The sequence below is a fragment of the Arthrobacter sp. FX8 genome, assembly GCF_026723805.1.
Classification (GTDB): Bacteria; Actinomycetota; Actinomycetes; order Actinomycetales; family Micrococcaceae; genus Arthrobacter.
Window position 1 is genome coordinate 1363468 of sequence record NZ_CP113505.1, and the last position, 14113, is coordinate 1377580.

Annotated in this window: 13 protein-coding genes and 2 pseudogenes; 4 read left to right on the plus strand and 11 right to left on the minus strand. The window is 65.4% G+C overall.

Annotated features, from left to right (window positions below; all coding sequences use genetic code 11):
* The first annotated feature begins 2 nt into the window (after positions 1–2).
* The gene (selB, locus tag OUO20_RS06140) at positions 3–1799 is read left to right on the plus strand and encodes a selenocysteine-specific translation elongation factor (RefSeq protein WP_268003090.1); all 1797 of its coding nucleotides are present in this window, start codon (positions 3–5) and stop codon (positions 1797–1799) included.
* Here the strand turns inward: selB and OUO20_RS06145 are convergent.
* On the minus strand, positions 1796–2317 hold the full coding sequence (locus OUO20_RS06145) for a CPBP family intramembrane glutamic endopeptidase (protein WP_268003396.1): 522 nt from the start codon (positions 2315–2317) through the stop codon (positions 1796–1798). The genes selB and OUO20_RS06145 overlap by 4 nt on opposite strands.
* A 586-nt stretch (positions 2318–2903) precedes the next feature.
* Here OUO20_RS06145 and OUO20_RS06150 point away from each other — a divergent pair.
* Positions 2904–3386, plus strand: coding sequence for a hypothetical protein (locus tag OUO20_RS06150; RefSeq protein WP_268003091.1), 483 nt, complete (start codon positions 2904–2906; stop codon positions 3384–3386).
* A gap of 82 nt (positions 3387–3468) precedes the next feature.
* On the opposite strand, the gene OUO20_RS06155 is transcribed toward OUO20_RS06150, so the two are convergent.
* The 7 genes and pseudogenes from OUO20_RS06155 to OUO20_RS06185 all read right to left on the minus strand — a co-directional run bounded on the left by OUO20_RS06155 (position 3469) and on the right by OUO20_RS06185 (position 8854).
* Entirely contained in the window at positions 3469–3888 is a 420-nt protein-coding gene (locus tag OUO20_RS06155) for a sugar phosphate isomerase/epimerase family protein (protein ID WP_268003092.1), read from the minus strand.
* A gap of 77 nt (positions 3889–3965) precedes the next feature.
* Positions 3966–4265, minus strand: coding sequence for a hypothetical protein (locus OUO20_RS06160; protein WP_268003093.1), 300 nt, complete (start codon positions 4263–4265; stop codon positions 3966–3968).
* The gene (locus OUO20_RS06165) at positions 4262–4759 is read right to left on the minus strand and encodes a zinc-binding dehydrogenase (protein ID WP_268003094.1); all 498 of its coding nucleotides are present in this window, start codon (positions 4757–4759) and stop codon (positions 4262–4264) included. Before OUO20_RS06165 ends, OUO20_RS06160 begins: the two co-directional genes overlap by 4 nt.
* A gap of 11 nt (positions 4760–4770) precedes the next feature.
* The gene (locus OUO20_RS06170) at positions 4771–5331 is read right to left on the minus strand and encodes a hypothetical protein (RefSeq protein ID WP_268003095.1); all 561 of its coding nucleotides are present in this window, start codon (positions 5329–5331) and stop codon (positions 4771–4773) included.
* Between the two features lie 618 nt (positions 5332–5949).
* Positions 5950–6183, minus strand: coding sequence for a biotin synthase auxiliary protein BsaP (gene bsaP / locus OUO20_RS06175; protein ID WP_268003096.1), 234 nt, complete (start codon positions 6181–6183; stop codon positions 5950–5952).
* A pseudogene (bioB, locus tag OUO20_RS06180) lies at positions 6180–7231 on the minus strand (biotin synthase BioB). The gene bsaP and the pseudogene bioB overlap by 4 nt, the downstream one beginning before the upstream one ends.
* A 1107-nt stretch (positions 7232–8338) precedes the next feature.
* Complete coding sequence (locus OUO20_RS06185) at positions 8339–8854, minus strand: hypothetical protein (RefSeq protein ID WP_018771013.1); 516 nt, start codon at positions 8852–8854, stop codon at positions 8339–8341.
* Between the two features lie 121 nt (positions 8855–8975).
* Here OUO20_RS06185 and OUO20_RS06190 point away from each other — a divergent pair, with 121 nt between their 5' ends.
* Complete coding sequence (locus OUO20_RS06190; protein ID WP_268003097.1) at positions 8976–9728, plus strand: lytic transglycosylase domain-containing protein; 753 nt, start codon at positions 8976–8978, stop codon at positions 9726–9728.
* A 75-nt stretch (positions 9729–9803) separates the two neighbouring features.
* On the opposite strand, the gene OUO20_RS06195 is transcribed toward OUO20_RS06190, so the two are convergent.
* From OUO20_RS06195 to OUO20_RS06205, 3 genes and pseudogenes are all read right to left on the minus strand, one after another.
* On the minus strand, positions 9804–10970 hold the full coding sequence (locus OUO20_RS06195) for a cytochrome P450 (protein WP_268003098.1): 1167 nt from the start codon (positions 10968–10970) through the stop codon (positions 9804–9806).
* 201 nt (positions 10971–11171) lie between these two features.
* Complete coding sequence (locus OUO20_RS06200; RefSeq protein ID WP_326498090.1) at positions 11172–11324, minus strand: SGNH hydrolase domain-containing protein; 153 nt, start codon at positions 11322–11324, stop codon at positions 11172–11174.
* Between the two features lie 137 nt (positions 11325–11461).
* A pseudogene (locus OUO20_RS06205) lies at positions 11462–13243 on the minus strand (acyltransferase family protein); the annotation flags it as partial.
* A gap of 273 nt (positions 13244–13516) precedes the next feature.
* On the opposite strand from OUO20_RS06205, the gene OUO20_RS06210 reads away from it, so the two are divergent.
* Entirely contained in the window at positions 13517–14092 is a 576-nt protein-coding gene (locus OUO20_RS06210) for a hypothetical protein (protein WP_134165394.1), read from the plus strand.
* Positions 14093–14113 lie beyond the last annotated feature (21 nt).

Here is a 14113-nt window from a genome sequence, read left to right on the forward strand (position 1 = left end):
CCGTGCACGTCGTTGCCACGGCCGGTCACGTCGATTCCGGCAAGAGCACCCTTGTCCGCGCCCTTACCGGCATGGAGCCGGACCGCTGGGAAGAAGAACGGCGCCGCGGGCTGACCATCGACCTGGGTTACGCCTGGACCACGTTGCCGTCCGGGCAGGATGTTGCGTTCGTCGACGTCCCCGGCCACGAGCGTTTCCTGGGCAACATGCTTGCCGGCATCGGACCCGCGCCGGTGGTGTGTTTCGTCGTCGCCGCCGACGAAGGCTGGCAGGCCCAGTCGAGTGACCACCGGGACGCCGTGGCGGCGCTGGGCATCGAGCACGGTGTGGTGGTCCTCAGCCGCGCGGACCGGGCGTCCAGCCAGCGGGTGGCGGACGTCCTGGCACGCACCCGGGTGGAGCTGGCCGGGACTGGTCTGAGGGATGCCCCGGCCGTTGCCGTGTCCGCCATCGACGGCACCGGCCTGGCTGAGCTGCGTTCAGCGCTCGACGGCGTCCTGGCCAGTGTGCCCCAACCCGTCACAGATGGGCGGGTCCGGCTGTGGGTGGACCGGTCGTTCACGATCACCGGTTCCGGCACCGTGGTGACCGGAACGCTGGCCGCAGGAACGATCGTCCAGGGGGACCGGCTGGGCCTCTTTGGTCACCTTGGTTCCCGGTCCGTCGTCGTCCGTGGCCTGCAAAGCCGCGACACCTCGTACACCTCGGTGGCGCCAGTCAGCCGTGTGGCCCTCAACCTGCGCGACGTTTCCGCCACGGACATCCGGCGCGGTGATGCGCTGCTCACCCCCGATGCGTGGCCCACCACCGGCGTCGTGGGCATCCAACGGACCACCGGTGTGGCGTATACGGATGTGCCGGAGCAGCTCATGGTCCATGTTGGCACCGCGTCCGTGCCGGCCAGGCTGCGTCCTTTCGGCGCCGACCACGCCAGGCTCGTCCTTGACAGGCACCTGCCTCTCGTCCTGGGCGACCGGCTGGTGCTGCGCGACCCCGGAAGCCGCTCTGTGCTGGGCGGGGCACGCATCCTCGACGCCGATCCACCGGCCTTGCGGCGGCGCGGAGACGGCGCCCACTGGGCCCAGCGGCTTGCAGGCATGGACCCGGCGGGTGACGTGCTGGGGGAGGTGGCAGCCCGCAAAGCCGTGCAGGTGGAGCATCTGCGCCGGCTCGGGCTGTTGTCCGGGCAGGACCCGGAAGGGCCGTCCGGCGTGCAGGTCATCGACGACTGGTGGGTGCACGCTCCTGTCCTTGAGGCCTGGCAGCACCAGCTTCGCAGCGCAGTCCAGGCGCTGCAGGAATCCGATCCCTTGGCGCCGGGCCTTTCCATGGGGGCAGCCCGCAACCTGCTTCGCCTGCCCGACGAGAAGCTGCTTTCCCATGTCATCCGTGGGGCCGCCCTGGAACAGGACGCAGGCCACATCCGGCTGCCCGGCAGCCGGGGCCACCTTGGCCCCATCGAACCGGCAATTGCCGAGCTGGAGCGCAGGCTCACCACGGATACGTTCCAGGCCCCGGAATCCGAGGAGCTGGCCGCGCTGGGTTTGGGCACGCGGGAGCTGGCTGCTGCAGAACGCTCGGGCCGCCTGCTGAGGCTGCGTGACGGCGTGGTGCTGCTGCCAACGGCGCCGGCCCTTGCGATGCGAACCCTCGCCGGCCTGGAGCAGCCCTTTACCACCAGCCAGGCGCGCCAAGCCCTCGGAACGACGCGCCGGATAGCGGTTCCACTGCTGGAACACCTCGATTCGCGGGGGTGGACCCAGCGGTTGGACGCAGGCCACCGCAAGGTGGTGCGCTAAGGGTTTGCGTCCCGAAGTCGACGGGCTTTGACGAGGAAGACAACCGCAACAATCGTCCAGAATGCAGCACCCCAAAGCAGTGCCGGCATCAGGACCGCCATTCCGGTCGCCGTACCTGATGCCATGAAAGAGTTGATGAACGCCCCTGCCGAAAGCGGCGCGTGCATGAGCATCGCCAGCGGGAGGCTCCCTGTCCGGTCGTAGACCCACACCATCAGCACCCGGAATGGGGGCAGCCAGGCAAACAGGAACACCGCCACGATAACCGCGTTTGGTATAGCTCCTGAAGGGTCAGTGCTGTCCGCGAACATCGGGTAGTGCCAGGTTCCCCACAGCAGGGCCATGATGAGGCCAGTCAAAAGAATGCCGTAACGCCTACGGAGTCTGGGCAGGGCAAAGCCCGTCCAGCCAAGCTCTTCCAGGATGCCGACCGCGAGCCCGACCAGGAGGCCGCCCAGGATAATGGCCGCTGTCCCCTCCAGTGTGGTCGTGCCCGCGTAGTAACCCGGAAACATCATCGAGACCAAGGCCGCCGTCGTAGCCATGACGATCGGGCCAGTAAGAAGGGCGAAAAGGTACCACCGGGGGCCCACCCGCCATTGGCGCAGCCGGGTCCCGAGTTCCCGAAGCCCTGTTCGGCCGTATAGAAGGGCGGTAAGGGAAACGCCGGCTGCGGCGGGCCCTGCCGGGAGCGCCGCCGCGGCCCACGTTACGGTTAGGTGCCCTGCACTGAGAATGGCAGCCATTCCGCCCCAGGAGATGAAAAATGCGAGGAGGTAGAAAACAGGCAAGGGATGGCGCCTCGTGAACGAGGAGAACCCCTTGCCGGCGGCGCCCGAAACGAGCGGCACTCCGGGCTGTGGTTGCGTTGTCATGGGGACCCTCCTGCCTGACCAAACGCGCGCCCGCCGGTGACCCGGGAGCTGCTACCCCCAACTCCCAGCGTGATAGCGCAGGCAATGGCGGAGTAGGGGCTTTGGTCATGGCACCCTGTACCTCTGGAGCGCCGGGACGCCCCGGATACCTGTCTTGGTTCCAAAGACCCTGTTTGGGCACTTCTCCGCGCCCTAGTCTGTCGTCATCCATTACATCAAGGAGGCATCCATGCGCAGAGCTGCAATGACTGAAACCGAGCGGGTCCATCATCTCTCCGAGAACCTCATGGGCCAGCTGGCCAGAGGCAGGGAATGGGCCACGCCTGGTGTGCAGGCTGCGCTTCAGCGGGCGGTGGCCGGGCTGGATGCAGGCATCGAGACCGCTTCTCCCCGCCTCCAGGCGCTGTTGCGCCGGTTGGCCGATGAGCTTGCCGGGGGTGTGGAGACACTGACGCCACGGGTCCAGGGACAGCTTAAGCGCGTTGGCCCGAAACCGGCCGCACGAGCCAAGAGACGCGGCCCGGTGAGGTCCCGGCAGCCGGCCTTCCGGATGTGGTGGTGGATCGCAGGGCTCGCAGCGTTGGCAGCCGGGGCAGCAGTCTGGCGCTCAATGCAGGCGTCCAAGGAAGAGACGGTGCGTTCGGACAGTTCGCAGGACATGAGCGGTGCGGATGCGAATGTCGACGCAGATCTTGCCTCAGGACGGATGTAGGAGGGCGTTCAGCGGCGGCAAGAAAGCATCGTTCTACAAAGGCGCCGGCCACCGATGGATTATCCCCCGAAAGGCCAGCGTCTCAGAGGAAGCGTCTGAGCAGTTCCGGGACCCGGGGCAGGACCAGTTCGGGGGGACCGGAAAGCCGGGACTCGAGGGCCACTGTTCCCTGGTACCCCATGGCCTTGAGGGCGGCGCCGATCGGAGCCCAGTCGATGTGGCCGGCGCCCGGTTCCAGTCGATTGGAGTCGCTGGCCTGGACGTGGCCGACGAAAGCGCCCGCTGCCTCCAGTGCCGCTGCGGGATCTGCTTCTTCAATGTTCATGTGATAGGTGTCTGCGGCAAGCTTGACCGAACCGAGTCCGACTTTCCGCAGCAGTTCCACGCCCTGGGCGAGTGTGTTGACCATGTGGTCTTCGTACCGGTTCAAGGGTTCCAGGTAGAGTTCTACGCCTTCGCGCGCGGCGTGCCCGCCAAGTTGACCGAGAACATCAACAAGCACGGCCGTGTCCTCCTCCTGGGTTCGCGGCGGAATGAACGGGGGAAGGCGTTTTGAAAACATGCCGTACGAGGCCGGGGTTACGGCGCCCCGGCCCCCAGCTCGGCCATGACACTTAGCTGGGATCGAAGTTGAACCACGGCGTCCCGACGGAGGGCCTCGTCAAAGTCTCCGATGAAGTGAAGCATGTCCACGCATACGGTGGGCATGACCACTCCGTTCTTCCGTGCGCGCCGAAGCTCGGACAGACGGTTCTGGAAACCCAGGTCGCCTTGGGCGCGGAGCTCAATTCCGTCGAAGCCCCAGGCAACGGCTCTCTCAAATTTCTCCTCCAGGCAGCTACCGGGCAGGTGCTGCTCTTGTACGGTGAGCGGGATCATCGGAACTCCAAAACTGTCTGAAGGGCAGACTCGGGATTGTTATCCAACAGCTCGTAGGCCTTGGCAGCATCTGCGATGTCGAACCGGTGGGTCACCAGCGAGGCTGCGTCCAGGGCGCCGGACGCGATCGAAGCGATCACTGTCTGTTCCAGGCGGGGAACGCTCCACCGGGTGCGCAGCCGGTTTGGGACCGAACCGATTTGCGAGGCGAGTATCTGGACCCGGTTGTGGTGGAACTCTTCTCCCAGGCGGAGTGGTGCCGCGCCGCCCTGGTAAAAGCCGGCAGCAACCACTGTGCCATCGGCACCCACGGCCCGCGTGGCCTCGTGGAGGGCGCGGTAGTTCCCGCTGAGTTCAATGGCGCAATCGCACCCCATGCCGCCGGTAAGTTCGCGAATCCGGGCTGCGGGATCCGGGTCCGGCGCCAAGGCTTCCTCCGCACCCCAAGCGAGTGCCTTGTTTTGGCGCACCCTGGTTCCGTCAACTGCGATCACCGTCGCGCCGTTCAAACGGCGAAGCGGGTGGCCAGCAGGCCGATGACGCCCTGGCCAAAAATGGCAACCGTCGAACCCACCCCCAGGTCAGCTGCCAGGACGGCGTTCAGGGCTATCGCTCCCACCCGCACAAATACGGCAGCGAGCGGGTCCATGCCCTCGGGCAGTTGGTGACCGGCCACGGTCTTTGCCGGCAGGATAGCCTCGGACTGGTGCCCCCAAATGCCCCAGACGGTGTCTCCGACTTTGACAGGCCGGCCGGCGTCCTTCCCCTCATCGACCGGGTCGGGCACGGCAGCAACCTCCACGACCTCTCCGACCTCCGAGTATCCCCACCCGTCCAGGGGGTAGCCAAGCCGCGGTTCACGTAGATCCTGCTGGAACAGGCGGATCCCGGGATTCCATACGGAGGTCAGGTAGGGATTAGTGCCCCGGTACGCGGTCATCTCGGTCCCGGCCGAGATACCCGAAAACAGGGTGCGGACCCGAACCTCTCCGGGCTGGAGGGCAACGCTCTGGCTCTCGATGATCTCTACTTTGCCGGGGCCTGCAAAGCGAAGAAGGCGGTACACGGCTTAGCTTCCTTGAGGCGATTTGGTGCCTGGGACCATGGCGGTGCTTTCAGTATGCAAGGGTCCAGCGCGGCGCTGCTTTCGAGACAGTGATCAGATGTGGGGGGTATTGCCTCGGCCCCGTGCCCGCCGCAGGCTTACCCTCCGGGGGTGTGGAGCGGCACGGTTTCGGCGCATGCGGCTGTGCCATGGCCTTGCATGAAGGTGGACCGTGGTAGACGGCGCTGATGCCACCAGGGTGGATCCGTTCCTTCGGCGGCGAAGATGGACGATCACGAGGACGGTCAGGCCGATCCAGGCGAACGCAACGCCGATGACAAGGAGCACTGTCGGAATCGTGTCCACTGCGGCACTTCCTCAGGAAGCAGGGGTTTGCTGGTTCACGTAAAGAACGGGGTCATTGGCGTGGTGCCTCTGTACCCGGACGCACCACGGGCGGTCCCATGCCATGGTGGGGTCCGGGGTGGCTGCTGACGCGCAGGATCCTGCAGCGGGTGGGGGATAGGGGTGATGTCACAGCGGCCTCCGGCTGAGCTGAAGCGGGGCCTGCTGCTGGACTTAGTTGACGTATAGCGCGGTGCCACACCATAGTCAATAGACGTGGGCGAAGCCCCCGGCTCAGGCCACCACCACGCCGTGCCGGGAACACTCCGCTGTCCAGCCAAGCGGCGTCACCTGTACTTTCATCCGGCGCCCGCAGGCGGCGCAGTACCGCGGCGGTTCCATTGCCATGCGTTCGCCGCAGCGTTGGTGGGCGTTCGACGGCGGGTGGTTGCCGCCGTCGAACGCCTCGCCGCAGTGCCCGCAAAAGTTCCCGGCGGCTGAATACATGGAGGGAAAAGCTCTCTTCACAGCGTTTTCTGAAGTTCCTTGATGGGCATGTTGAGGTCCACGAGCAGGTTCAGGTCTGCGGTGGCAGGGCGGCCGAGGGTGGTGAGGTAGTTGCCCACGATGACGGCGTTGATGCCCCCGAGCAGGCCATCGCGGGTGCCGAGGTCGCCGAGGGTGAGTTCGCGGCCGCCGGCGTACCGAAGAACGGTGCGGGGCATGGCCAGGCGGAAGGCGGCGATGGCGCGGAGGGCGTCCTTGCCGTCCATGATGCCTTGGTTCTCCAGCGGAGTTCCAGGCCGGGGATTGAGGAAGTTGAGCGGCACTTCGTGGGGTTCCAGGGCTGCGAGCTGGGCGGCCAGTTCAGCCCTCTGCTCCAGGCTTTCACCCATTCCGATAAGGGCGCCGCAGCACAGTTCCATGCCGGCGTCCTTGACCATGGCGCAGGTCTGCAGCCGTTCCTCATAGGTGTGGGTGGTGACGACTTCGGGGAAGTAGCTGCGTGCCGTTTCCAGGTTGTGGTTGTAGCGGTGCACCCCCACTCCTTGAGCTGGTCCACTTGGCGCTGCGTCAGCATGCCCAGCGAGCAGGCGATGTTGATGTCCACTTCCTGGGTGATGCGGTCGATGGCGAACTTGATCTGGTTCATCAACTTGATGTCGGGCCCCCGGACGGCAGCGACGATGCAGAACTCCGTGGCCCCGGTGGCGGCTGTCTCCTTGGCGGCCTTGACCAGTTCCGGGATATCCAGCCACACGCCACGGACGGGGGAGTCAAAGAGACCGGACTGGCTGCAGAAATGGCAGTCCTCCGGGCAGCCGCCGGTCTTGATGGAGATAATGCCCTCTACCTCCACTTCCTCCCCGCAGTGGCGGAGCCGTACCTGGTGGGCCAATTCAAGGGCGCTTGGAAGTGCCTCATCCGGGAGCCGGAGGACCTCTTCGAGCTGGGCCTGGTTCAGGCCGATGCCGTCCCCGAGAACCTGCCGGCGGGCGGTTTCCAGGATTGCGTAGCCTCCGCCCGCGGTGGTCCCGGTGCTGCCGGCGCTGGGAAGGTTTGCCTGGATGGTCATTAATTGGTCCTTTGCGTCTACATGGAATATGCCTCACAGCAGACGCTAGTTCTCCCTGGGCGACTCGATTTTGGAGGAGTCCAACAAAGAATCCGGTGACGGTCCCAACGATGACGCGCCGGGACCGGTGACACGTACTCCGCCCACCGCCCCTGTCCACGGCGTATCGCCCGGAACGGGCAGCACCAGATGCGCAAAAACGTACCCCTGCTCAAGTGGGAGGACCCTGGACGTGGCCCCTGCGCACTTCAGGCACAGCTCCACCGGCTGAAAGGGGGCGCCGGGATGTTCCTGCCCCACGGAGACCACAGCGCCGGAACCACCCACGCAGGCTACGGTGACGGTGTACAGCCCAGCCGCCGGCACCTTCGCCATCGTGCCAAACCCCTGACGGGGCCATCCAGGGGTCCCTCCTCGAAAAGGAGCGCAGGCCCGGGTACTGCCTTAAGAAGCCGGTCCAGCTCAGCATAGTTTCCCACCTCGCGCTCCAGGACGAGCGGGTCAACGTAGGGGGCAGGGGAATCAGCGACTGGGGACGGGCTCGCCATGGGACTCTGCACAGTCTCTTTGTACTCATACGCGCAGCCGGCGGTTCCCCAGGCCACAATCGGCAAGCAAAGGGTGAAAGCAAGACCACGCTGCCTGTCCTTCATTCCCACCTTTCCATGGTCGCCATGGCCGCGGTTCAAGGCAATGGTCCGGTCACTGGCAGCACCTTCGCGGCGGGAGGCCGTGGGGGTTCTTGGTCGACAGCCGACAATGAAGCCAAGCTCAAGATTGAAACAATAAATCCCTGTAGTGGACAAAATATCTTCCCCGTGGCCGCAGGGCTTCCTAAAGTGGCCGTACAGCTACGACTTGGGGGACAGTCCCCCAATTGACCAGGCCAAGGGGGGCCGCATGAGCACAAGCAATCCGCCGGCCGCCAAGGACGAACATACGGTGACGCGGCCGGTGCCCGCTCCACCTGTGGGGCCCTTGGCAAGACCCAGCACGGTTCAACAGACCTCGCGTTCCAGCAGGCGGGAACATGAGGTACAGCGCCTGATCCGCGACCTTGCCGTCCTTGCAGACAACCATCGCGCGCAGGTTTCGTAAACCGCCTGCTTAGCTCCCGGAACCTGTTCCGGTCCTGTGGAGGATGTCATCCACCACGCTCTGGAGTGGTGCAGTAGCGTCGATCGCAATGGCACCGGACGGGATTTCTTCCCGTGTTCCGTGAAGGCGTTCTATGAGCTTCCGTTCAGCCTGGCGCCCTCCCCACTCGTCCTTTGGGCGCGCATCAAGCCGCCGGCGAAGCGTTTCGAGGTCCACCTCAAGAACGAACACCGCGTCAAAAAGCTCAATGAACTTTGAGAGATTCCTGGATCCGCCGCAGAAGAACGTCACCGCCTCCCGCCGGTCTTCGGTGAGGGCCTTCACGTCGTCCACCCTCCAGAGATGGTGATGGTGCACGGAGACGCCGGTGATGCCGGCGAGTGGTTCACCGGTCTCAGGATCGCCTTGATAGGCCAGTTCGCGGTCACCGTTGATTGCGTGATAACCGCGCCGGCGCAACTCGTCGCAGACAGCGGTCTTGCCGGTTCCTGAGCCGCCTTCGATGAGGTAGTTCTTCCTGCCCATGCCTGATGGTACCGATACTGCGTGCTGAAGAAGATGGATCCGACGATGTTCCCGGGCGCTGCATGGTGGGTTGGGAACCGGCTCGTCCTTCAGCCCTCGCGGTTGATGGTTTGATTAGTCAGTGCTCCGTGTAAAACGCTTTGTTGTTTTCAGCCTGTTTGTCGTTTGCATCAGCACTGCTGTCTCCTTCTGGCTCATCCGGCAGCCGGGCGCGGACGCCCGGGTGGCCTTTTCCGCACCGCCGCGGGCAGGGGCAACTTTCGCACTCGGCCCCGCCGGCATCGACACCGCCGTCAACGTAACACGCAGCCCGGACGCCCAGTGGCTGCTGGAGGCTTCCACCCAGACCGGTATCCCTGCCCGGGCCCTGCGGGCCTACGTTGGTGCCGCCGCCACGGCCAATGACGCCACCCCGATGTGTCGAATCGGCTGGAATACTCTGGCTGCTGTCGGCTTCGTCGAATCAGCCCATGGAACCTATGGCGGCGGCCGCCTGGACAGCAACGGCCATGCGAGCGGGCCCATCGTGGGACCAAGCCTTAACGGCGATGGATTCGCCGCCATCGTAGATACGGATGGCGGCGCCCTTGACGACGACGCCCGGTGGGACCACGCGGTGGGGCCGATGCAGTTCATTCCCTCCACGTGGCGGCTTGCAGGAAGGGACGGGAACGGGGACGGAACAGCGGACCCGTCCAACATCGACGACGCCGCCCTCAGCGCGGCCACATATTTGTGCGCCCACGGCCGGGACCTCACAACCCCGCAGGGGTGGGCAGACGCCATCCACTCCTACAACCAGTCCGATGCCTACATCCGTCAGGTGCGGGCCCAGGCGACCGCTTACGCCGCAGAAACGGGCACCCCCGAATGATGCCGGGCGGCTGGCGGTCGCAGTGCCGGCTTCAGGTGCATACGGGGTCTCCCCGTGGACTCGGCCGTCCGTGCGTCAGGCAGGCTGCCACCTGACGGGAAGTGCCTTCAGTCCGTAAACGATGGTGCTTTCCATCCGCTCCAGTTGCGCTTCATGAGCCAAGGAGAGCCCAGGCAAGCGGGCCAGCAGTGCCTCCAGCGCAATCCTGGCCTCCAGCCGGGCAAGGGGCGCGCCGAGGCAAAAGTGGATGCCGTGGCCGAACGCCAGATGACGGTTGGGGTTGCGGTCAATGTCGAACTCCGCCGGCCGCTCGAATTGCTGCCCGTCGCGGTTGGCGGACCCGATCCAGGCAACAACCGGTGCCCCGGCCGGGATTCGCTGATCGCCCAAAATCGTCTCCGCCACCGTCACCCGGTACATGGACTGGACCGGCGACCGGAACCGCAGTACCTCTTCGAGGGTTTGGGGAAGCAGGGCCGGCTCCTTAAGGACACGCTCGAGAGAGCCCGGCGACTCGGACAAACATAGAACGGCGTTGCCGATCAGGTTGGTGGTGGTCTCATTGCCGGCGACGAGCAGCAGGCTGCAGAAGCCGAGCAGTTCAGGGACCGTGAGCTTTTGGCCGTCAATCTCGGCAGACAGCAGGCTGCTGATCAGGTCCCTGCCGGGGCGGCTCCTGCGTTGGTCGATGAGGGCCAGGAAGTATTCGATCATCTCTGAGGCGGTTGCGTCCTGCCCGTCGCTGGCCGGGCCAGTGCGGGTTTGGCTGACAATCACGTCGGACCATTGCTTGAAACGCTCGCGGTCCTCCGCCGGGATGCCCATGAGCTCGGAAATCACGATGACCGGCAGCGGGTACGCCAATTCCTTGATCAGGTCGCCGCTCCCGCGGGCCGCGATCCCCTCCAGGAGTTCGTCCGTGAGGCCGGCGATACGTGGAGCCAGCGCGTCAACGCCCTTTGGCGTGAAAGCCTGTGTCACCAGGGAGCGCAGCTGCCGGTGCCTCGGGGGATCGGCGGTGATGAGGCTTGAGGCGAAGAGCTGGCCGGAGCCGGACGGATTTTCACCGCCCATGCGGGATGAGAACGTAGCGTGCTCGGACAGCACCCGCTGAACATCGTCATACCGGAATACGTGCCAGCTCCCCGATCGGCCGTCCTGGAAGACAGGAGCGGCTGCACGCATTTGTTCGTAGTGGGGAAAGGGATCGAGCGGATATTCAGCAGCCTGTGTGACGTCCATGGTGGCCTCTCTGCCTCCTTGGCGCTCCCGGGGGCACGGCGGGCGCCAAGGCCTCAAACGACTGAGCGTGGAACCTTGATCCTAACCAAAGCCTGCGCCTGGGTCATCAGTCCCGCCGTCGAAATCCCTGGCCGCTATTGAAGTCTGGCTGTCAGCGGGCCCCGCCGCCGTCTGTGGGATTGCCGGAACCGCAACAGACACCTACCCCAGGCGTAAGGCGACGGCGAGGTCCGGTCCCAGTGACTTCGCGAAGGTATTGGTCATGTGGTTGTCCCGATAGACCAAGACGTTCCCGATGACAGCCGGGCAAAGGCCGTCCCGGCAAAAGAGCCTGGAAAGGTCGACAATTTCAATGCCTCCAACCCGGCGGGCCGCCCCACAAGCGCGTCATCCCCGCCCGCAAGGGCCTCCGAGGCACGCGTGGCGCAAGCGCCGTGGTCGGCATACTTTTGAATGCATTCCACCGGGTTGCCCTGTGGATACGGCAGGTCCGCGACGACCGCGACCCGCAGTCCCGCAGCACGCAGCCGGGAAAGGGTCTGAACATAACCCTCGACAAGCGGGGCATCCGGCGCCCAGGACCACCCAAGAGCCTTTTTGTAACCGGACTCGCGCATCCCGGCAACCAGGACGAGGTCCGGTTTTCCTGCTGCGATTCTTTCGGCTGTTATGGAATTTTGGTTCGAACAGTTGGCGTAGAGGGTGGTCTCGGACCGCGGCGGAGTCAAGGCAAACGGGCAGCCGTTCCGCACCAGGGCGTGGATTCTCAGCGGGATCTTCCGGGATACGGCAATGAGGGGGTCAACAAACTGGCCGGCGTGTGAATCCCCGACAACCACAACAACAGGCGCATCCTGCTGTGCCACCGAACCGAACCAGCAATCAGTGTCAGGCACCACTGCGGGGTCGTAAACGCCGCAGGCGCCGGCGCTGGTGGCAGGTACATCCTGCATGGCGACCGAGGGATCAGGGCGGATGGGGAGGCCGGCAGGTACCGGCGCGGGGCGGGTGGACCACGCCTGGGCGCCGGGGTAATCGTGGTCCGACAGTTCGGTCGACAGTTGTGCGCGCTTAATCTCAATTACCTGCCACGGCGCCCACGCTGCAACGGACACCACCATCGCGCCGCACAGCGCCATCGCGTAAGTCCGGCGGTACACGCTCCAGCCAGCATGCCCTGAGCGGTGCCGGAAGCGCTGTTCCACCAGGTGGTAGGAGGCTACGGCGAGGACAAGACTGAGCAGGGCGAGAAGCAGCGCTTCCCTGATGCGTGGCGTGCGGCCCAACAGCGCGACAGCGAAAACGATGACGGGCCAGTGCCACAGATACAGGGAATACGACACGTCTCCGACGAGCGTCATGGGCCGGATGGCAAGGAACCTGGAAGCGGACCACGGAACGGCTGCTGCTGGAGGGCCAGTGCGCAAGAGGATGGCGGTCCCGAGTACTGGAATGGCGGCGATGCTGCCGGGGAAGGCAATGTCAGTACTGAAGAGAAAAGCGGGGACGACGATGGCAGAGACGCCCAGCCACCCGCTGACCGCTGCAAGCCGGCCGGACGGTTTCGGCAGTGCCGGCTGGAGAGCGGCGAGCCCGCCGACGGCGAGTTCCCAGATCCTCGTCGTCGTGGCAAAGTACGCGATGGTGTGTTCATGGTCGCTCAGGTAGATGCTGTAGACGAACGACGCCAGGGCAGTCACGGACAACGCCGGGACGATGAAGCGGCCGGGCGGCTTGCCTGTGGCGAGCGCCGCGGAGATCAGGCCAAGGAAGAAGAACGGGATGACGAGGTAGAACTGCTCCTCGACGGCAAGGGACCAGAAGTGCTGAAGGGGAGACACTTCCTGCGTTGCGCCGGCGTATGAGACTGCGGACAGGGCCTGATGCCAGTTTTGTACCTGGAGCAGCGAGAACAGGACATCGGAGGAGATGTTCTGCCAGCGGCTTTGGGCAAGCAGCAGCATTGCCCCGGCCAGGACTGCAACCAAAACAACGGCCGACGCCGGAAAGAGGCGGCGGATGCGCCGTGCGTAGAACTCGGGGACGGAGATTGACGCGTTCTTTGACGCTTCCCTGGCAAGGGAGCCGATGATGAGGAAGCCCGAGACGACGAAGAACACGTCGACTCCTACGAACCCGCCCGGGAGGGCTTCAGGCCGAAGATGGTAGATGACGACGATCCCAACGGCCAGTGCGCGGAGGCCCTGGATGTCCCGTCTGGCCCCGGAGCCGTTGGTGCCGTGCGCCCGGACCTTAGCCGCGGCATGCCTCATTGCTTCCCCTTGTATTCTGCTGTCAACCTCCGCCCTTTAGCGGGTATCGAGGCGAGTGGGACTCGCCGAGAGGGCATTCTATCCGACACCAATGCCATGGTTGTGGCACTCGAACGCCGTTTTCGTTTTGACCGGCCAAAGTGGTGCCCGCCTTTGCCGGCGCCGGGGTGGAATGGTGACGGCCCGCCCCTGGATTTCCACCCCGCCGTTGGCCAGGGGCCGGGGGCCCGGGTTTTGTGGTAGCCAATCCGGGTCCCCTAAGGTTGACGCTCGATGAAAGCCCCTGAGAAGACTTCCGATCAGCTGCCCGCAGGTTCCCCGCGCGGACCCGTTTTTGTTGATGCCTCAGGACGGCGCCTCCGGCGGGTCCAGCTGATTGGCCTGGGGGTTCTCGGGCTGGTGGCCGGATACGTCGTCCTGGTGCTTGCCGCGTTCATTGGCGGCTCCGGGGTCTCCGCGCCCTTCCTGCCCCTGCCCGCCGCGGCAGGCCCCCACGACCAGCCGTCAATTCCGCCGTCTTCACCAGCGGCTGATTCCCACACTGCCGCAGCCTTGTCCGGCCCCGCCGCTCCGCCCGTTGAGCAGTCCCCGGCGGCAGTGCCGGTGGCCCTGGCCGCCGCACCGGCCGCACCCCCGGTGGGCGGTACCGCCGTCGCGACTTCCGCCCCTGTTGCTGCTCCGGTTCCTGCTGCGTCCACTCAACCCGGACTGAGCGGGACGGCCCCCGGTGCCGCTGGAACCGCCCCCGGCTCCAGCGGGACGGCCCCGGGTACCAGCGGTGTTGCGCCGGGGTCCAGCGGTGTTGCACCGGGCCAGGCAACGCGGCCGTCGGCCCCTTCCCGCCAGTAACATGACCCTCCGGAACAAGGG

Bases quoted from the DNA above. Each gene is read 5' to 3' on its own strand.
- OUO20_RS06145 (WP_268003396.1), bottom strand. From the start codon at position 2,317: ATGATGTTTCCGGGTTACTACGCGGGCACGACCACACTGGAGGGGACA.
- OUO20_RS06150 (WP_268003091.1), top strand. From the start codon at position 2,904: ATGCGCAGAGCTGCAATGACTGAAACCGAGCGGGTCCATCATCTCTCC.
- OUO20_RS06160 (WP_268003093.1), bottom strand. From the start codon at position 4,265: ATGATCCCGCTCACCGTACAAGAGCAGCACCTGCCCGGTAGCTGCCTG.
- OUO20_RS06185 (WP_018771013.1), bottom strand. From the start codon at position 8,854: ATGGGCAGGAAGAACTACCTCATCGAAGGCGGCTCAGGAACCGGCAAG.
- OUO20_RS06195 (WP_268003098.1), bottom strand. From the start codon at position 10,970: ATGGACGTCACACAGGCTGCTGAATATCCGCTCGATCCCTTTCCCCAC.
- OUO20_RS06210 (WP_134165394.1), top strand. From the start codon at position 13,517: ATGAAAGCCCCTGAGAAGACTTCCGATCAGCTGCCCGCAGGTTCCCCG.